Genomic DNA, 18,664 nt, shown 5'->3' on the forward strand with positions numbered 1-18,664 from the left:
TAACGCCCCTCGAATTCGTGCCCTGCCTTGCCCCCGGAGTTTCTTCAATGACGGCCCCAGCCGACCTCTCGCCTACCCTAGAACTGGCCTGCGACCTGATCCGTCGCCCCTCGGTGACCCCGCTCGATGCCGACTGCCAGAAACAGATGATGCAGCGCCTGGGCGATGCCGGTTTCATGCTGGAGCCGATGCGTATCGAAGATGTCGACAACTTCTGGGCCACCCATGGCACCCAGGATGGTCCGGTGCTGTGCTTTGCCGGTCACACCGACGTAGTGCCCACCGGCCCCGTGCAGGCCTGGCAGAACGATCCGTTCGATGCCCTGATCGATGCCGACGGCATGCTCTGTGGCCGTGGCGCTGCCGACATGAAAGGCAGCCTGGCGGCCATGGTTGTGGCCACCGAGCGCTTTGTCGCCGATTACCCGAACCATCGCGGCAAGGTCGCCTTCCTGATCACCAGTGACGAAGAAGGCCCGGCCCACCACGGCACCAAGGCGGTGATCGAACGCCTGGCCGCGCGCAAAGAGCGCCTGGACTGGTGCATCGTCGGCGAGCCGTCGAGCACCAGCCTGGTTGGCGACGTGGTCAAGAACGGTCGTCGCGGCTCGCTCGGCGCCAAGCTGACGGTGCGTGGCGTGCAGGGCCATGTGGCCTACCCGCACCTGGCCAAGAACCCGATCCACCTGGCCGCCCCGGCGCTGGCGGAGCTGGCTGCCGAGCATTGGGACGAAGGCAATGCCTTCTTCCCGCCGACCAGCTTCCAGATCTCCAACCTCAACTCCGGCACTGGCGCGACCAACGTGGTACCGGGTGAACTGACGGCGCTGTTCAACTTCCGTTTCTCCACCGAATCGACGGTTGAAGGCCTGCAAGCCCGCGTCGCGGCGATCCTCGACAAGCACCAGCTGGACTGGCACGTCGACTGGGCGCTGTCTGGCCTGCCGTTCCTGACCGAGCCGGGCGACCTGCTCGACGCGGTATCGGCCAGCATCAAAGCGGTCACCGGTCGCGAAACCAAGGCCTCGACCAGCGGCGGCACCTCCGATGGGCGCTTCATTGCCACCCTCGGTACCCAAGTGGTTGAACTGGGCCCGGTCAACGCCACCATTCACCAGGTCAACGAGCGGATCCTGGCCAGTGACCTCGACGTACTGACCGAGATCTACTACCAGACCCTGACCCGGTTGCTTGCCTGATGCTCATCTGCCCTCTCTGCAGCGCAGCGCTCAGTGCAGTCGACAACGGTGTGGCCTGCCCGGCCGGACACCGTTTCGACCGGGCTCGCCAAGGCTACCTGAACCTGTTGCCGGTGCAGCACAAGAACAGCCGCGATCCGGGCGACAACCAGGCCATGGTCGAAGCCCGTCGCGACTTTCTCAATGCCGGGCACTATGCCCCGGTTGCCCATCGCCTGGCCGAACTGGCCGCCGAGCGCGCGCCCGCGCGCTGGCTGGATATCGGTTGTGGCGAGGGTTACTACACCGCGCAGATCGCCGAGGCGCTGCCCGAGGCTGACGGCTATGCCCTGGATATCTCCCGCGAGGCGGTAAAGCGCGCCTGCAAGCGCAACCCGGCACTGACCTGGCTGGTGGCAAGCATGGCGCGGGTGCCCCTGGCCGATGCCAGCTGTCAGTTCCTCGCCAGTGTGTTCAGCCCTCTGGACTGGCAAGAGGCCCTGCGCCTGCTCGCCCCAGGTGGCGGCCTGATGCGCGTCGGCCCGACCAACGATCACCTGATCGAGCTGCGCCATAAACTCTATGATGAAGTGCGCGACTACGCCGACGACAAGCACCTGGCGCTGGTCCCGGCCGGCATGCAGCACGCCCACAGTGAAATCCTCACATTCCGTCTGAGCCTTGCCGATGGCAAGTCCCGCGCTGACTTGCTGGCCATGACCCCTCATGGCTGGCGCGCCAGCGCGGAAAAACGCGCCCGCGTCATCGAGCAGGCCGAGCCTTTCGAGGTCACGGTATCGATGCGTTACGATTACTTCGTGCGCCAAGACTGAGCACACCTGGAGCCCCCATGCGCCAACCCGATATCGAGATTTACCTCAAAGACGCTGACGTCGACCATAAACAGATCGCGGCCTGGCTCACCGAAGCACTCGGCCCTTGCAGCGACTGGCAGCAGAAAGGTCAGACCTACAAGTGCAAGGCCGGTAACATTCCGGTTACCTGGTTACCGAAGGCTGTAGGCAAATGGAACAGTCTCTACCTGGAAAGCGACCAAACACCGTGGGATGACGACATCGCCTGCGCGCGCGCCGCCTTCGCTGCACTGAGTGTCGAGGTGCGCTGTGCACCGGGCAGCTGGGTCGAGGAAGAAGGTGAAGAGGATGCCGATCGCTGGATCCGCATCAGTGCCGACGGTGAAGAGGAAATCACCTGGCGTACGCACTAGCTGCAAGCCGTAAGCTGCAAGTTACAAGCCGAGCACGGTCAACTTGCAGCTTGCAGCTTCATACTTGCAGCTTTAGAGCCCTATAACGTCTTCGGCCTGCAGGCCTTTCTGGCCCTGCGTCAGACTGTATTCGACCTGCTGCCCCTCGAGCAGGGTGCGATGCCCCTCGCCGCGAATGGCGCGGTAGTGAACGAACACATCGGCGCCACCTTCACGCTGAATGAAGCCATAACCTTTGGCGTCATTGAACCACTTTACACTTCCAGTCTCACGAGACGACATCTGAACTACTCCGGTTTTTTATTTTGGAATCGCCTTGCAAGCGGAGGATCACCTTCCTCCGCCGACGCAGCTTGGGGATTACGCCTGCAAGCTGCGGACCGAGTATATGACAGGCTCGAAAGATTTTTTATGACGGCTCGGCATTTTGCTGAACTTGCGCAGATACGTCACACTAACCAGCTGAGCAATTACTCGAAAATTTTACCCAGAGCACACACTGTATGACCCGTTCCCCCCTGCGCCGCCTGATCTTTGGCGCCCTGCGTCGCCTGTTGTACCTGTGGGTTCGCTCCGAGACCATCAACCAGTCGTCCTTCACCCTGAACCTGGATCGCAGCCGACCAGTGTTCTATGCCCTGCAGTCGCCATCGTTGACCGATCTGGCGGTACTTGACCGCGAATGCACCAAAGCCGGGCTGCCGCGCCCGGTATTACCGGTGGCTGTCGGTACCCTGCAGGAACCCGCTGCGTTTTTCTACCTGACCCCGGAGCCCGACTGGCTCGGCCGCCAGGACAAGCGCGGTGCCCCGCCGACCCTGTCGCGGTTGGTCAACGCAATCAGCCAGCATGCCGAGGAAGACGCGCAGATCATTCCGGTCAGCGTGTTCTGGGGCCAGTCGCCAGCCAGCGAGTCCAGCCCGTGGAAACTGCTGTTTGCCGACAGCTGGGCGGTGACCGGGCGCTTGCGTCGGCTGCTGACCGTGCTGATTCTCGGACGCAAGACCCGTGTGCAGTTCTCTGCGCCGATTCACCTGCGTGAACTGGTCCAGCACAACAAGGGCCACGAACGTACCGTACGCATGGCTCAGCGCATGTTGCGGGTACACTTTCGCAACCTCAAGACCGCGGTCATCGGCCCGGACATTTCGCACCGGCGCAACCTGGTCAAGGGCCTGATCCACGACCCGCTGGTGCGCCAGGCCATCGCCGACGAGGCCGAGCGTGAGAAAATCCCCCTGGCCAAGGCTGAGGCCCAAGCCCTGCGCTATGGCAACGAGATCGCTTCGGACTACACCTATACCGCCATCCGCTTCCTCGAAGTGGTGCTCAGCTGGTTCTGGAACAAGATCTACGACGGTATCAAGGTCAACCATATCGAGCAGGTACAAGGCATCGCCCCCGGTCACGAAGTCATCTATGTACCCTGTCACCGCAGCCATATCGACTACCTGTTGCTCTCCTACCTGCTGTTTCGCAACGGCCTGACCCCGCCGCACATCGCTGCCGGGATCAACCTCAACATGCCAGTGATCGGCGGCCTGTTGCGCCGCGGCGGGGCGTTTTTCATGCGCCGCACCTTCAAGGGCAACCCGCTGTACACCGCGGTGTTCAACGAGTACCTGCACACCCTGTTCACCAAGGGTTTCCCGGTCGAGTACTTCGTCGAAGGCGGCCGCTCACGTACCGGGCGCATGCTGCAACCGAAAACCGGCATGCTGGCCATCACCCTGCGCAGCTACTTGCGCTCATCGCGCACGCCGATCGTCTTCGTACCGGTGTACATCGGCTATGAACGCGTCCTTGAAGGCCGCACCTACCTGGGTGAGTTGCGTGGTGCAAGCAAGAAGAAAGAGTCGATCTTTGACATCTTCAAAGTCATCGGTGCGCTCAAACAGCGCTTCGGCCAGGTAGCGGTGAACTTCGGCGAGCCGATCCGCCTCGGTGCCTTCCTCGACCAGCAGCAGCCCGGCTGGCGTGAACAGACCCATGCCCCGCAATTTCGTCCGGCCTGGCTCAACGAAACCACCTCGCGTCTGGGTGAAAAGGTCGCGCGCCACCTCAATGAAGCGGCGGCGATCAACCCGGTCAATCTGGTAGCCCTGGCCTTGCTCTCCACCAGCCGCCTGGCCCTGGACGAACGTGCCCTGGCGCGGGTCCTGGACCTGTACCTGGCGTTGCTGCGCACGGTACCCTACTCGCCGCACACGACCTTGCCCGAAGGTGACGGTCTGGCCCTGATCAGCCACGTCAAAGGCATGGGCCTGCTGGCCGAGCAGAGCGATGCGCTGGGCAGGATTCTGTACCTGGACGAACAGAACGCGGTGCTGATGACCTACTACCGCAACAACGTTCTGCACATATTCGCCCTGCCGGCATTACTGGCAAGTTTCTTCCAGAGCAGCTCGCGCATGAGCCGCGAGTTGATCCTGCAGTACACCCGGGCACTGTACCCGTACCTGCAATCGGAGCTGTTCATCCGCTGGGAGTTGGAAGAGCTGGACGCGGTAATCGACCAGTGGCTGCAGGCTTTTGTCGAACAGGGCCTGCTGCGCTACGAGAGTGGCGTGTACCTGCGCCCGGCACCAAGCTCACGCCAGTTCGTGCTGCTGACCCTGCTGGCCCGCGCCATCACTCAGACCCTGCAGCGTTTCTACATGGCCACCGCGTTGCTGCTCAACAGCGGCCAGCACACGCTTAGCGCCGAAGAGCTGGAAGACCTGTGTGTGATCATGGCCCAGCGCCTGTCGATCCTGCATGGCCTGAACGCCCCGGAGTTCTTCGACAAAACCCTGTTCCGCCACTTTATCCAGACCCAGATCGAACAAGGCGTGTTGCGCCCGGATAGCAATGGCAAGCTCGGTTACCACGAGAAACTCAGCGAACTGGCCGAAGGGGCGGCCAAGCGGGTGCTGTCGGCGGAGGTACGTTTGTCGATCCGCCAGGTGGCCTTGCACCGTGACGAACCGACGGCTAGCGTTTCCCTCTGATCCAACGCGATCTCCAGACTTAGGGTAGGCAAGCAATTCATCGCCCTACTCTGGAGATTGATTATGACCACTGAGAAACACAACTGCCTGGAAATCGAAGTGCTCTACCTCGAGCGCATCGCGCTGATTGGCGAAAAGCTGGTGACCGTCAGCCTCAACGATGTGTCCCTGCAGGACGCGCCAGCATTGCCCATGGCCAGCCAAACCCTGCGTACCGACCAGAATGTGCCCTTCGACTTCAAGCTGCGCTACGACCCGAGCCTGATCAAGGACAACCACACCTACAGCATCAGTGCGCGCATCGAACACGAAGGGCGTCTGCTCTACATCAACACCCGCGCCTATACGATTGATTTGAATAATCCGTCCGCCACCCCGCTGACCGTAGTGGTACAACGCATCACCCGCGACTGAGGACAATCGCAGCAAGCAGTGGTGTTTATGGTTGGTCTGCGGTGGGAGATCCGTACGGCCAGTCAAAACGACTAGTCGTAATGTAAGGAAATGGCTGGCATCTCAAGATCGGACCCATTTCCAACTGGTGGAGGGCGCACCTGTTTCTTAACGTGATCACCAGCGCCCCTTGGCAATATCGCCGACAACATGGTGGTACCAAGGAACTCCATGAGCAATATGACTTTCATTGAAATACAGGGCACGATCCGCCTTGCCAATGTGCCCTGTTTTGAGAAACATGTTGCCGATTTCACTGGACCATCAGACACGTCGAATCCGGCAGAACCTCACACTCAACAGCCAAGACAGGCCGACAGTAAGCGAGCCAATTGATGCAGCTAGCTTTAAGCACATCACCGGAACACTATCAATCCCCGAAATTGCGGATCTGTCGGGACATCAGCTGATCACCGCATTGCATGCGGTTCATCTGGATGAAAATCAGCACAAAACCTATGTCAACATCTCCGAGAACAGCTTTCAGATCCGAGGTACACAAGAGCCATTCTCGCTCCATGTCGATGCAGGCGCGCTAACCAAAAATGCTAAGCCGGAGCTGAGTTTCTTATTGCGGCACCCCACGGGTCGCTACGTTGCCGGGCGAGTCCTCCGAGACGTAGACCTTTACGCCCTGATAAGCGATCTCCAAGTGGAATAAAGGCAGGCCAAGCCAACATCCTAGGTGAGCGAGTGAACTACAGGCGAAATCAAAGGATGTACGCCCCATTCAATCGATATCCGCGATAAAAATCCGTTAAAGTCCCAAGGGTTGGCCACAAGCCAGCGCCAAGGGCCCGGAGATTCCATGAAAAAATGCTTAATACTGTGCTGCTTAACCCTTCTTGCAGCCTGCTCCGGCAATAACCCCAATCAACACGCCAGCCTCGACGGCGAAGTCTTCTACCTGCAGCGTATCGCTTTGCCGCCTGCCGCCACCTTGAGCGTCAGCCTGCAGGATGTTTCGCTCATGGATGCCCCGGCAGTCACGCTGGCCCGCCAGAATGGTCCGGTAAAGGGCAACGTCCCGTTGCCTTTCCACCTGACCTACGACCCGGCCCAGGTCAAGCCTGGTCACCGTTACGCGATCAGCGCGCGAATCGAACTGGACGGCAAGCTGCTGTTCATCAACACCGAACACCATGGCGTAACGCTTGATGGCAACGACCAGCAGGCGCTACGCATCAAAGTCGATGCTGTTCGCTGATAGCCCGCTCTGACAACTGATAAGGATGCTGCCATGTTCCGCCCCGCTCTCACCTTCACCGGCCTGTGCGCCGGCCTGCTGCTGTCGGCCAGCGCGCTGGCGTTGTCGCTCAGCGACCTGTCACAGAAAGACGCCACTGGCGGTCTGAAAGACGCCCTGACCCAAGGCGCCCAGGTGGCCGTGAAGCAACTGGGTACGCCCGGCGGCTTCAGTAATAACCCGGATGCACGCATCGAGTTGCCGGGCAACCTCGGTAAAGTGGCGAAGAAAATGAAGCAGTTTGGCATGGGTGCTCAGGTCGAACAGCTGGAAGCCAGCATGAACCAGGCCGCGGAGGCTGCGGTGCCCCAGGCTCAGGCGCTACTGGTCGATGCCGTGAAAAAAATGACCGTCGACGATGCCAAAGGCATTCTTGCCGGTGGCAATGACTCGGCCACCCAGTACCTGAGCAAGACCAGCCGCGAGCAGATCCGCGCCAGGTTCCTGCCGATCGTCAAAAAGGCCACCGACCAGGTCGGCCTGGCCCAGCAGTACAACAGCTTTGCCGGGCAAGCAGCGACCTTGGGCGTGCTCGATGCCAAGAACGCCAATGTCGAAGGCTACGTGACCGAGCAGGCGCTCAACGGTTTGTTCGAGATGATCGCCAAGCAGGAAGAGGGCATTCGCCAGAATCCGGCTGCGGCGGCGACCGGGCTGGCCAAAAAGGTGTTTGGCGCGTTGTAAGCCTGAAATGCATCGCGGTGCGACGATTCGACTTGCCCCGCGATGAGGCCCTCAGCCCTTCTTCACCCTGAACCAGGCGGCATACAGCGCCGGCAGGAACAACAACGTCAACGCCGTCGCCACGATCAGCCCGCCCATGATCGCCACCGCCATAGGGCCGAAGAACACGCTGCGCGACAGCGGGATCATCGCCAGTACCGCCGCCAGCGCGGTCAGCACGATCGGCCGGAAACGCCGCACCGTCGCCTCGATAATCGCCTGCCAACGGTCCAGTCCGGCAGCAATGTCCTGCTCAATCTGGTCGACCAGAATCACCGAGTTACGCATGATCATCCCCGACAGCGCGATCGTCCCGAGCATGGCGACAAAGCCAAATGGCTGACGGAACACCAGCAAGAACAGCGTCACCCCGATCAACCCCAGGGGCGCGGTGAGGAACACCATCACCGTGCGCGAGAAGCTGCGCAGTTGCAGCATCAGCAGGGTCAGCACCACCACGATAAACAGCGGCACGCCGGCGTTCACCGACTTCTGTCCACGCGTGGAATCTTCCACGGTGCCACCAACGTCCAGCAGGTAACCATCCGGCAGTTCGGCACGCACCGAATCCAGGGTTGGCAGGATCTGCTTGACCAGGGTCACCGGCTGTTCCTTGCCGTAGATATCTGCCCGGACGGTAACGTTAGGCAGACGGTTGCGGTGCCAGATGACACCTTCCTCGAAACCGTATTCCAGCGTTGCCACCTGCGACAACGCCACGCTTTGGCCATTGTCGGTCGGCACCGCCAGGCTTGGCAGGTTGGCAAGCTCAGTGCGTTCCTGTCGGGTGCCGCGCAGCAGGATCTCGATCAGTTCGTTGTCTTCACGGAACTGGCTGACCGAGGAGCCGGTCAGCGAGCTCTGCAGGAACCTGGCAAGATTGGCCGTGCTCACCCCAAGGGCGCGGGCGCGGTCCTGGTCGATGTTGAGGTAGACCACCTTGCTCGGCTCTTCCCAATCCAGGTGCACGTTGACCACATGCGGGTTCTCGCGCACCTTGGCCGCCACCTTGCGGGCCAGGGCACGCACTTGCTCGATGTGCTCGCCGGTGACTCGGAACTGCACCGGATACCCTACAGGCGGGCCGTTCTCCAGGCGGGTGACCCGCGAGCGCAAATCCGGGAACTCTTCATCAAGGGTGGCAATCAGCCAACTGCGCAGGGTTTCACGCTCTTCAATGGTCTTGGCGAGCACCACGAACTGGGCAAAGCTGGCCGCCGGTAATTGCTGATCCAGCGGCAGGTAGAAGCGCGGCGAACCGGTGCCGACATAGGCCACATAGTTATCGATACCCGCACGCTCTTTGAGCATCGCTTCCAGGCGCTTGACCTGTTCGGCGGTGTTGCTCAGCGACGCGCCTTCGGTCAGCTTCAGGTCAACCATCAGCTCCAGACGCCCGGATGCCGGGAAAAACTGTTGCGGCACGAAACGGAACAACAGGATGCTGCCGATGAACAACGCGATGGTCGCCACGATCACCGTCTTGCGCCGCTCCACACACCATCCCACCAGACGTCGTACACGCTGATAGAACGGCGTGCCGTATGGGTCAGGGCCGCCGTCAGCAGTGCCATGCTTGGCCGCATGCAGCTTGGCCAGGTCCGGTAGCAGGCGCTCGCCCAGATACGGCACAAACACCACCGCAGCAATCCACGAGGCAATCAGGGCGATGGTCACCACCTGGAAGATCGAACGGGTGTACTCACCAGTACCGGACTGCGCCGTGGCGATCGGCAAGAACCCCGCAGCGGTGATCAGGGTACCGGTGAGCATCGGGAATGCCGTACTGGTCCAGGCGTAGCTTGCCGCCTTGATGCGGTCGAAGCCCTGCTCCATCTTGATCGCCATCATCTCGACGGCAATGATCGCATCGTCCACCAACAGCCCCAAGGCCAGTACCAGCGCCCCCAGGGAAATCTTGTGCAGACCGATCCCCAGGTAATACATGGTGGCAAAGGTCATCGCCAGTACCAGTGGAATGGCCAAGGCCACCACCAGGCCGGTGCGCATGCCGAGCGAGAAGAAGCTCACCAGCAACACAATCGCCAGCGCCTCAACCAGTACCTGGACGAACTCGCCGACCCCGGTCTTCACCGCTGCCGGCTGATCCGATACTTTGCGCAGCTCCATACCGGCCGGGAGATTATCGGCAATACGCGCGAACTCGGCCTCCAGTGCCTTGCCCAGCACCAGGATATCGCCACCGGGCTTCATCGAGACGGCAAGGCCAAGGGCATCCTCGCCCATGAAACGCATACGCGGTGCGGGTGGGTCATTGAAGCCGCGGCGTACCTGAGCCACATCGCCGATACGGAAGGTGCGGTCGCCAACCCGGATCGGGAACTGCTCGATCTGCTCGACCGTGTCGAAGCGTCCGCTTACGCGTAGCTGCAAGCGCTCGCTGGGGGTCTCGAAGAAACCGGCGGTGCTGACAGCGTTCTGGTCTTCCAGCGCCTGCTGCACGGCCGCCAAGGGCAACCCCAGAGTCGCCAGTTTGAGGTTGGACAGTTCGATCCAGATCTTTTCGTCCTGCAGCCCCAACAGCTCGACCTTGCCCACGTCCTTGACCCGCTGCAGCTGGATCTGTACGCGATCGGCGTAGTCTTTGAGCACCGCGTAGTCAAAACCTTCACCGGTCAGTGCGTAGATGTTGCCAAAGGTGGTGCCGAATTCATCATTGAAGAACGGCCCCTGGATTCCGGGTGGCAGGGTGTGACGGATGTCAGCGACTTTCTTGCGGATCTGATACCAGAGTTCGGGGATATCCGCCGAATGCATCGAATCACGGGCCATGAAGGTGACCTGGGACTCACCAGGGCGCGAGAACGAGACAATCCTCTCGTACTCACCGGTCTCCATCAGCTTCTTTTCAATGCGCTCGGTGACCTGGCGCGAGACCTCCTCGGCGCTGGCCCCCGGCCAGTTGGTGCGAATCACCATGGCCTTGAAGGTGAAGGGCGGGTCTTCGCTCTGCCCCAGTTTGGTGTAAGACAACGCGCCGACCACAGCCAGCAGAATCATCAGGAACAGCACAATCTGCCGATTGCGCAGGGCCCAGGCGGAAAGGTTGAAACCCATCGGGACTTACTCCTTGGCCGCCAGATTCACCACACGATTGGAACGATCCACCGGACGCACCTGTTGCCCCTCCTGGAGCACATGCACGCCGGCCGCCACTACCCAGTCCGAAGCATTGAGGCCTTCGAGCACCGCCACACTGGTTTCGCCATAGGGCCCCACGCGCACTGGAACGCGCTTGAGGGTATTGTTGGCCTCCACACGCCAGACATAGGTCTGGCCGTTCTCAGCGGTCAACGCCGACAGCGGCACGGCCAACGGCACCTGTTCGGCATGCTGGATGAACACCCGGGCGCTCTGGCCAAGCTCTGCTGGCACCTTGCCGGCGCTGAAGGCGATCCGCGCGGCGTAGGTCCGCGAACGCGGATCGGCCGAGGGTGAGAGTTCGCGAATGCGTCCGTTGAAGCGTTGATCCGGTTGCGACCACAGCTCGACCGCCACCGGCTGGCCGACCTTGAAGTGACCGAACTGCTGTTCCGGCAGGCCGATCAACACCTCACGCTCGCCATCGGCAGCCAGCGTGAATACGGTCTGACCGGCAGCAACCACCTGGCCCACTTCGACCTGACGCTTGGCGATCACCCCGTCCTGCGAGGCGCGCAGCACGGCGTATTCAGCCTGGTTGCCGGCCACGTCAAATTCAGCACGCACCTGCTTGAGGCGGGCCAGACCGGCACGGTAGAGGTTTTCGCTATTGTCGTACTGGGAACGGCTGACCATTTGCCGATCGAGCAGGGTCTTGTAGCGGTCACGCTCGGCCTTGACCAGGTTCAGGTTGGCTTCGGCGGCGGCCAGTTGCGCTCGACTGGCCTCCAGCTGCAGGCGCACATCCTGCGGGTCCAGTTCGGCCAACGGTTGCTCGGCCTTGACCCGCTGCCCCTCCTCCACCAGACGTTTGCTGACCTTGCCGCCGATACGGAACGCCAGCTCCGGCTCGAAGCGCGCCCGCACCTCGCCCGGGTAGCTGTCGGCAGCGGCGCTGGCCGGTTGCGGCTGCACCACCATGGCGGGGCGCGGGGAACTCTGTGGCGCGCTCTCCTGCCCGCAAGCAGCGAGCAGCAAGGCAAGACCGACAGGCAGAGCGAGGGGCAAGGCATGGCGCAACATGATGAATGACCTTTCGCGAGTGGCGCTTTGAATATTTATACTGGCGAGTATATTAAATCAGCGCACTCCACCGGGGAAGCGTCAGGTCAAGAGAAAAAACGCATTAACAGGCTTTCGTTATGACGATATCTGCCAGCCCGGGAAGGGGCGGCGATGTACCATGTCCACTTACCGGAATCTGTACAAGTTACCCATGCCCAACGATCTCACCGCTCCCGTCGGCCCCGGCCGGCCCAAGGACCTGGCAAAACGCCAGGCCATTCTCGAGGCGGCCAAGCAGCTGTTTCTTACCCTTGGCTATGCCAGCACCAGCATGGATGCGGTCGCGACAGCGGCAGGTGTTTCAAAATTGACGGTCTACAGCCACTTCACTGACAAGGAGACGCTGTTCACTGCGGCGATCTCTGCCACCTGCACGGCGCAGTTGCCGGAGCTGATCTTCGAGTTGCCCGACAGCGTGCCGCTGGAGCAGGTGCTGCTCAACATCGGTTGTGGTTTTCAGGCGTTGATCAGCAGCGACCAGTCAGTGCAACTGACCCGGCTGATCATGACCTTGGGTACCCAGGACCCCAAGCTCAGCCAGATCTTCTTCGAGGCCGGCCCGTTGCGGGTCCTGCGCGAAATGGAGGTGTTGCTGCAGCGCGTCGACCAGCGTGGCCTGTTGCGCATCGAGCATCCCGACAAGGCGGCGGAACACTTCTTCTGCCTGCTCAAAGGCGCGCCGAACTATCGCTTGCTGCTCGGCTATGCCCCGGCCCTGGACGCCGAAGCCGCCCAGGCCCATGTCGAAGAAGTGGTGAAGATGTTCATGCGCGCGTATCGACCCTGATCAGGCCTTGAGGGCTTTTTTCGGGTAGATGTCGTAACGGCTCGACTTGCCTTCCAGGCTGTGGCTGGGCTTGGGCCCGTCGATGATCGGCGCCTTGCGCGGGCGCTTGACCACCACCCGGTGGCTGGCCAGGGCCAGGGCTGCTTCAAGCAGCGCTGGCGCATCCAGGTCATCGCCGACCAAGGGGCGAAATACGCGCATTTCCTTTTTCACCAGGGCGCTCTTGTCGCGGTGCGGGAACATCGGGTCAAGGTAGATCACCTGTGGCGGCTCGCCCTGCCAGTTGCGCATGCGCTCGATGGCATTACCAGTGAGCAGTTGCATGCGCGCGACGATCGGGCCGACCTCGGCGTCAGTCGCAGCCCGTGCCAGACCATCCTCCAGCAGCGCGGCGACCAGCGGCTGGCGCTCGATCAGGGTCATCTGGCAACCCAGGCTGGCCAATACGAAAGCATCCTTACCCAGCCCCGCTGTGGCATCGAGCACCTGCGGGCGCACGCCTTGAGCAATGCCCACGGCCTTGGCAATCATCTGCCCGCTGCCGCCACCGAACACCCGCCGATGCGCTGCCGCGCCTTCGACAAAGTCGACACGTACCGGACCAGGCGCCTGCGGTCCGAGCTGCTGGATCTGCAGGCCGCTTTCGCCGACCTGCACGGCGAAAGCGGCGTTATCGTCCGCCACAGGCAGGTCCAGGCGCTGCGCCCACTCTTGAGCCTTGGCCTGATAATCGGCTGTCAGTGCCTCGACCCGGATACCGCCGTCCGCCAGTTGCTCCACCTTCAAATCCTGTACTCAAAAAAATTAAATGATCGTCGGCCACGGCCGATATACGAAGTATTCGCTATTTTGCCAGACCTTCACGGCCCGCGACTGCCATGACCGACATTCTTCAGCTCAGCTCAGGTTACTTATCGCCCGTTGGCGATTATGGCCGGCACAATACCCAGGCACTGGGCGGCGTCAGCCACCTGTGGCAGGACTTTTTTGCCCGCGCCCTGGCCGAGCAACAGGCTGAAGGCAAGCAAGCGGACAGCGTCGCCGTCGAGTCATTCGACCAAGCCACTGGCGAGCCACTGGGCGGTAGCCGGGTCCTGGCACAGATTCATACGCAGCGCCTGTGCAATGTCCAGGACACCGAGATTGCCCCACCCGAACCCTTGTTCCTGCCGATCGCCGAGTTTGAGCCGGAACTGCTGGAGAAGCTCGCTCCCCCCTTCAGCGACGTTGAACTGATCGAACAACAGCGCCAGCTGGATATCAGCAATACCTGGGTTCGCCCAGTGGTGATGGGCCAGGGCCATCCACTGCCTGAACCCGGGCCCGCGCCAACACCAAAAGCGCTGTACCTGCCAATCGCCGAGTTCGAAATGGAGCTGCTGGATAAAGCCCCTGAACCGTTCGACGAACCGACCCTGGTGGCCCAGCAATCAGCACTCGACTTCGACACCCGCTGGGCCCGTCCAGTGGTGCTGAACAACGTACGCATCGCTGCCTGAGCCTCAGCGGCAGATCTGCCAGAAACCCATATCCAGATGGAAGTGATTGTGATGGGCAGCGTTGTAGTCCGGCCCAAGCACAGTATTGAAACTGTCGCAGGCACTGGCATGCACATCCCTTAGAAAGCGGGCCTTGGCGCCCTCCCCCGGCCAGTCCTTGAGCAACTGGATTCGCTGACCGTCGGCCAGACGAAAACCGGCGATATCCAGGGCATTGGCCGAAGCATGCTGGCTGAGCCGGCCGTCCTTGCGGTTGTACATGTTGCGACAGGCATAGCTGCCCACGTGATCGACTTGCACCACCGCTTGGGAAAATGCGCGCTGCGCTGCAGGCTGCAAGGTATGCTGCTCGAACAGCGCGTAGGCCACCGCCAGCGGGCAACTGGCCAGGAAGCTGCTGCTCAGGCGCACAGACGAGCCTTCGATCCGCAACACATTTTCCAGCGCACAGGGTGCGTCAGGCGGGCTGTCGGCCTGTTGGCGATAACGCAGGTCCGAAGTCGCCAAGGCTTGCGCGCAAAGCTGCGGATTGTCCTGCAAACGCCCGAGTTTATAAGCCGTCAGCAGGTTCGGCGGCTCACGCACATCAAGCACTGCCCAGGGATTCCAGGGATCCGGCAGGCGCCAGCCCTGACGCCAGCCATACACCGACAAACCCACCGACACCAGGCACAGCAGCAGTATCCACTTGCGCATACCGGCTCAACGCCTGAACAGCTGGTTCAACTGATCGAACGGCATTGCCTGTTCGCCATAGGTAAATGTGCCCTGACCCAGGATTTCCTCGGCGCCCCGGTAAAACGCACCATAGGCTGCACGCATCAGCGACGAGCCGACACTGATGCGCCGCACGCCCAGGTCCTGCAACTGGTTGACGCTCAAATGCACACCACTCATGCCCATCAGCACGTTCACAGGTTTGGGCGCGACGGCCTGGACCACCGCCCGGATTTCATCTGCCGTACGCAATCCCGGGGCATACAGGACATCCGCCCCGGCTTCGGCAAATGCCTGTAAGCGGGCGATGGTGTCTTCCAGATCCATGCGCCCATGCAGCAGGTTTTCCGCGCGGGCACAGAGCATGAAGGGGAAGTCCAGACTGCGCGCGGCGGCCACCGCCGCTTCGACCCGCTCCACTGCGTGATGGAAACTGTAAATCGGCTCATCGGGATTGCTGCTGGCATCCTCGATGGAACCGCCCACCAGGCCTGCCTGCGCGCCCTGCACAATCGCCTCGGCGCAGCCTTTGGGATCATCGCCGAAACCGTTCTCCAGGTCAGCCGCCACCGGCAATGCCGTGGCATCGACAATGGCACGGACATTGTCCAGGGTTTCTTCCAGAGTCATGGCGCCTTCGGCGTCCGGCCGCCCCAAGGAGAACGCCAGGCCGGCACTGGTGGTCGCCAGCGCCTCGAAACCGAGGCTGGCCAGCAGCTTGGCGGAGCCGGCATCCCAGGGGTTGGCGATGAGGAACGCACGATCGCGCTCATGCAGGGCTTTGAATGCTTCAGCACGCAGGGTTTGTACATCCATGATCACGACTCCCGGGCAGGCGGCAGGACGCGTTCAGAGCAGGCCGAGTTGTTCGGCTTCAGGCGTCCTGTCCAGTTCAGGCAAGGCCGGCAATCCCGGCAGGCGCTCCATCAGTCCCCGATGGAAACGCTGCGCCAGGGCAGCGGCCAGGCGATTATCGGCAGTATGCAGGAAAACATAGGGGCTACGTCCTTCCTCGATCCACCGCGCCACTTTGTCTATCCATGGCAACAGAAACGGTTCATTGGCCGCCAGTTCCGGATGGCCGATGAAGCGTACCTGCGGATGCTGACTGAAGGCGGTGGGCCGTGGCGGTACCCGCGGCTTTTTCGACTGTGCATGGAGCACGCCTGGGTCAGTCGAGGTACAGCTGAACAGCGCACGCGGATCCAGGCAGATGCGCTCGACACCACGCCCCTGCAGCAAGCGATTGAGCATGCGCTCTTCATCGCCCTTGGCGAAGAACGCGCGGTTGCGCACCTCAACGGCGACAGGCACGTCGACCTCGTCAAGAAAGGCGACCAGCTCTCCTATCCGCGTCGGGCCGAAGGTCGCCGGCAATTGCAGCCAGTAGGGCGCCACGCGTGCACCCAGTGGGTTGAGCAGTTCAATGAAGCTCTGCGCCGCAACCAACTGCCCGCGCAAGTCACCGCCGTGGCTGATATCGCCAGGGAACTTGGCGGTGAAACGAAAGTGCGCGGGCATGACCTGCGCCCAGCGTTCGACAGTCGCCGGGGCCGGTCGGGCATAAAAGGTGGTGTTGCCTTCTACCGCATTGAAGAGCTGGCTGTAGAGGCCGAGAAACTCGCCGGTTTTAGCGTCCGCCGGGTACAGGTACTCGCGCCAGGCGTTTTCACTCCAGGAAGGACAACCAAGAAAATAGGGAAGCGTGGACAGACTCATCCATCAAATGTACAGGTCCAACCCCAGCACTTCCATCTCCCAGTCTACAAAACCTGCGGTGGTCAGGTAGCTGGTCAGGGCCTGGGCAGTGCGTTTATTACGCGCCCGGGGAAAGATCATGTCCTGCTGACGCGCAGGTAAACCACCGCTGCGGGCCAGGCCAGTACTGGTCTGGGGCTGCACTTCGAACTCGCCAGGCAGATCCTCGTCGACATCATCACTGCGAACCGATGCTCTGCGCGGGGCCCGTTTGATCGGATAAGACTGTGAGGAAAAACCATCGATACGCATGGCGATATTCTCAGGAGCAATGATGGCAATTTAGCAGCACCAGCGCGCCTTCGCTAATGCCCGATTGATAACTGGACCACAGTTCGGGCAAAAGGTTTATCTGGCCAGGGAATAACCGACGAACAGTACTCAGCGCGCTTTCGGTGTTGCCACATTGTCGCGCAGGTAGACCGGCTGAGCTTGGTCGGCAGCAATGGCCTCACCGCGTTGCCAAGCGAAGGTGGCCAGGGTCAGCAGGTCCTGGGCATGCGGCAAAAGGCTGGCGTCCTGGCCGCTCAGGGTCACCGGGATACGCTCGGCGTAACCCCAACCTGTACCGGCGCCAAACCACTCGCCGCCGGTGCCTTCAGGCAGAACGGCACGCTCGGGTGGCAACACCGCTTCGCTACCCAGCAGGCGCATTTCCCCGTCGACTTCCTGATAGCAGCCCCAGTACACCTCATCCATGCGTGCATCGATGGCCGCCGCGACCTGGCTCACGCCCTGCTCACGCAAGGCGCGCTGGGCCAGTACCGCGAGGTTGGACACCGGCAGCACCGGGCGCTCCAGAGCGAAGGCCAGGCCTTGAACCACGCCAATGGCGATGCGCACGCCGGTGAAGGCACCCGGCCCACGTCCGAAAGCAATCGCATCGACCGCCGCCAATGTGGTGCCAGCGTCGGCCAGCAGCTGCTGGATCATCGGCAGCAGTTTCTGTGCGTGCAGGCGCGGGATCACCTCGTAATGGCTGGAAACCTTGCCGTCATGCAGCAAGGCAACGGAGCAGGCTTCAGTGGCGGTATCCAGGGCCAGCAAGGTGGTCATTGGTGTGTCCAGGCGAAAGAAAAAAGAGCGCCATTATAAACAACAACGGCCCGTAAGCGGGCCGTTGTCTGCACTACCGGGTCGCGATCAGCTCAGGGCTGCCAGGACCTTGGTGGTGATCGCATCAACCGAGCCTACGCCTTCGATATGCGCATACTTCGGCTTGCCGCCGTTGGCAGCCGACAGCTGCTGATAGAAGTCTACCAGTGGCTTGGTCTGGTCGTGATAGACCGCCAGGCGATGACGCACGGTTTCTTCGGTGTCGTCTTTACGCTGTACCAGCGGCTCGCCGGTTTCGTCGTCCTGGCCTTCCACTTTCGGCGGGTTGTAGACCACGTGGTAAACGCGGCCCGAACCTTCGTGAACGCGGCGACCGGCAATACGCTGAACGATTTCTTCGTCGGCGACGGCGATTTCAACTACGGCATCCAGCTCGACACCGGCAGTCACCAAGGCTTCAGCCTGAGGAATGGTGCGCGGGAAGCCGTCGAACAGGAAACCGTTGGCGCAGTCAGGCTGGGCGATGCGGTCCTTGACCAGGTTGATGATCAGCTCGTCGGAAACCAGCTTGCCAGCGTCCATGATCGCCTTGGCTTCCAGGCCCAGCGGGGTGCCGGCCTTGACCGCGGCGCGCAGCATGTCGCCAGTGGAGATCTGCGGAATGGCGAATTTTTCGGTGATGAACTTTGCCTGAGTACCTTTACCGGCCCCGGGAGCTCCCAGCAGAATCACGCGCATATTGTGCTCCTCATTTTTGTAAGCAAATCAATGGAGTCGGCGCAGAGGGCCAAGTCCGGAATTT

At 61.5% G+C, this 18,664-nt stretch carries 20 protein-coding genes; 10 read left to right on the plus strand and 10 right to left on the minus strand.

Translation table 11 applies throughout. The annotated features are described in order from the left end of the window. Window positions 1-47 precede the first annotated feature (47 nt). Genes dapE through C6382_RS19780 form a run of 3 tightly spaced genes read left to right on the plus strand, consistent with a single transcriptional unit; the run spans window position 48 to window position 2,406 of the window. On the plus strand, window positions 48-1,199 hold the full coding sequence (dapE, locus tag C6382_RS19770) for a succinyl-diaminopimelate desuccinylase (protein ID WP_107026031.1): 1,152 nt from the start codon (window positions 48-50) through the stop codon (window positions 1,197-1,199). Further along, window positions 1,199-2,011: a putative RNA methyltransferase gene (locus C6382_RS19775; protein ID WP_107026032.1), complete on the plus strand. Its 813-nt coding sequence runs from the start codon at window positions 1,199-1,201 to the stop codon at window positions 2,009-2,011. The genes dapE and C6382_RS19775 overlap by 1 nt, the downstream gene beginning before the upstream one ends. Window positions 2,012-2,028: 17 nt before the next feature. After that, entirely contained in the window at window positions 2,029-2,406 is a 378-nt protein-coding gene (locus C6382_RS19780) for a hypothetical protein (RefSeq protein ID WP_107026033.1), read from the plus strand. 72 nt (window positions 2,407-2,478) lie between these two features. Here C6382_RS19780 and C6382_RS19785 read toward each other — a convergent pair whose 3' ends face one another. Continuing rightward, on the minus strand, window positions 2,479-2,688 hold the full coding sequence (locus C6382_RS19785; RefSeq protein ID WP_045189627.1) for a cold-shock protein: 210 nt from the start codon (window positions 2,686-2,688) through the stop codon (window positions 2,479-2,481). Between the two features lie 221 nt (window positions 2,689-2,909). On the opposite strand from C6382_RS19785, the gene plsB reads away from it, so the two are divergent. The 5 genes from plsB (at window position 2,910) to C6382_RS19810 (ending at window position 7,779) form a co-directional block, all read left to right on the plus strand. Next, window positions 2,910-5,396, plus strand: coding sequence for a glycerol-3-phosphate 1-O-acyltransferase PlsB (plsB, locus tag C6382_RS19790; RefSeq protein WP_107026034.1), 2,487 nt, complete (start codon window positions 2,910-2,912; stop codon window positions 5,394-5,396). A 63-nt stretch (window positions 5,397-5,459) separates the two neighbouring features. Continuing rightward, window positions 5,460-5,810, plus strand: coding sequence for a YbaY family lipoprotein (locus tag C6382_RS19795; protein ID WP_107026035.1), 351 nt, complete (start codon window positions 5,460-5,462; stop codon window positions 5,808-5,810). Between the two features lie 280 nt (window positions 5,811-6,090). Then, complete coding sequence (locus tag C6382_RS19800) at window positions 6,091-6,510, plus strand: hypothetical protein (RefSeq protein ID WP_107026036.1); 420 nt, start codon at window positions 6,091-6,093, stop codon at window positions 6,508-6,510. 147 nt (window positions 6,511-6,657) lie between these two features. After that, on the plus strand, window positions 6,658-7,056 hold the full coding sequence (locus tag C6382_RS19805; protein WP_107026037.1) for a YbaY family lipoprotein: 399 nt from the start codon (window positions 6,658-6,660) through the stop codon (window positions 7,054-7,056). A gap of 33 nt (window positions 7,057-7,089) precedes the next feature. Further along, window positions 7,090-7,779 (plus strand): DUF4197 domain-containing protein, encoded by a 690-nt coding sequence (locus C6382_RS19810; protein ID WP_107026038.1) that lies wholly within the window; start codon window positions 7,090-7,092, stop codon window positions 7,777-7,779. 51 nt (window positions 7,780-7,830) lie between these two features. Here C6382_RS19810 and C6382_RS19815 read toward each other — a convergent pair whose 3' ends face one another. Beyond that, entirely contained in the window at window positions 7,831-10,896 is a 3,066-nt protein-coding gene (locus C6382_RS19815; protein ID WP_107026039.1) for an efflux RND transporter permease subunit, read from the minus strand. A 6-nt stretch (window positions 10,897-10,902) separates the two neighbouring features. Continuing rightward, window positions 10,903-12,003 carry an efflux RND transporter periplasmic adaptor subunit gene (locus C6382_RS19820; RefSeq protein ID WP_107026040.1) on the minus strand — a complete coding sequence of 367 codons (1,101 nt, stop codon included), beginning with the start codon at window positions 12,001-12,003 and terminating at the stop codon, window positions 10,903-10,905. Window positions 12,004-12,196: 193 nt separating this feature from the next. Between C6382_RS19820 and C6382_RS19825 the strand changes: the two genes are divergently transcribed. After that, complete coding sequence (locus C6382_RS19825; RefSeq protein WP_107026041.1) at window positions 12,197-12,832, plus strand: TetR/AcrR family transcriptional regulator; 636 nt, start codon at window positions 12,197-12,199, stop codon at window positions 12,830-12,832. Here the strand turns inward: C6382_RS19825 and C6382_RS19830 are convergent, their stop codons facing one another. After that, window positions 12,833-13,612, minus strand: a complete 780-nt coding sequence (locus tag C6382_RS19830) for a class I SAM-dependent methyltransferase (RefSeq protein WP_178082807.1) — start codon at window positions 13,610-13,612, stop codon at window positions 12,833-12,835. Window positions 13,613-13,710: 98 nt separating this feature from the next. Here C6382_RS19830 and C6382_RS19835 point away from each other — a divergent pair, with 98 nt between their 5' ends. After that, entirely contained in the window at window positions 13,711-14,331 is a 621-nt protein-coding gene (locus tag C6382_RS19835) for an energy transducer TonB (protein WP_107026042.1), read from the plus strand. Between the two features lie 3 nt (window positions 14,332-14,334). Here the strand turns inward: C6382_RS19835 and C6382_RS19840 are convergent, their stop codons facing one another. From C6382_RS19840 to adk, 6 genes are all read right to left on the minus strand, one after another. Next, window positions 14,335-15,027 (minus strand): extensin family protein, encoded by a 693-nt coding sequence (locus C6382_RS19840; RefSeq protein WP_107026043.1) that lies wholly within the window; start codon window positions 15,025-15,027, stop codon window positions 14,335-14,337. A 6-nt stretch (window positions 15,028-15,033) separates the two neighbouring features. After that, entirely contained in the window at window positions 15,034-15,864 is an 831-nt protein-coding gene (locus tag C6382_RS19845) for an oxaloacetate decarboxylase (protein ID WP_107026044.1), read from the minus strand. Window positions 15,865-15,897: 33 nt separating this feature from the next. Further along, the gene (locus C6382_RS19850) at window positions 15,898-16,767 is read right to left on the minus strand and encodes a DUF72 domain-containing protein (RefSeq protein ID WP_107026045.1); all 870 of its coding nucleotides are present in this window, start codon (window positions 16,765-16,767) and stop codon (window positions 15,898-15,900) included. Window positions 16,768-16,770: 3 nt separating this feature from the next. Next, entirely contained in the window at window positions 16,771-17,058 is a 288-nt protein-coding gene (locus C6382_RS19855; protein WP_107026046.1) for a hypothetical protein, read from the minus strand. Window positions 17,059-17,187: 129 nt separating this feature from the next. Continuing rightward, window positions 17,188-17,862, minus strand: coding sequence for a tRNA (adenosine(37)-N6)-threonylcarbamoyltransferase complex dimerization subunit type 1 TsaB (gene tsaB, locus C6382_RS19860; protein ID WP_107026047.1), 675 nt, complete (start codon window positions 17,860-17,862; stop codon window positions 17,188-17,190). 87 nt (window positions 17,863-17,949) lie between these two features. Next, window positions 17,950-18,600, minus strand: coding sequence for an adenylate kinase (gene adk / locus C6382_RS19865; RefSeq protein WP_107026048.1), 651 nt, complete (start codon window positions 18,598-18,600; stop codon window positions 17,950-17,952). Between the last annotated feature and the right edge of the window lie 64 nt (window positions 18,601-18,664).

The organism is Pseudomonas sp. BBP2017 (assembly GCF_003024385.1).
Classification (GTDB): domain Bacteria; phylum Pseudomonadota; class Gammaproteobacteria; order Pseudomonadales; family Pseudomonadaceae; genus Aquipseudomonas.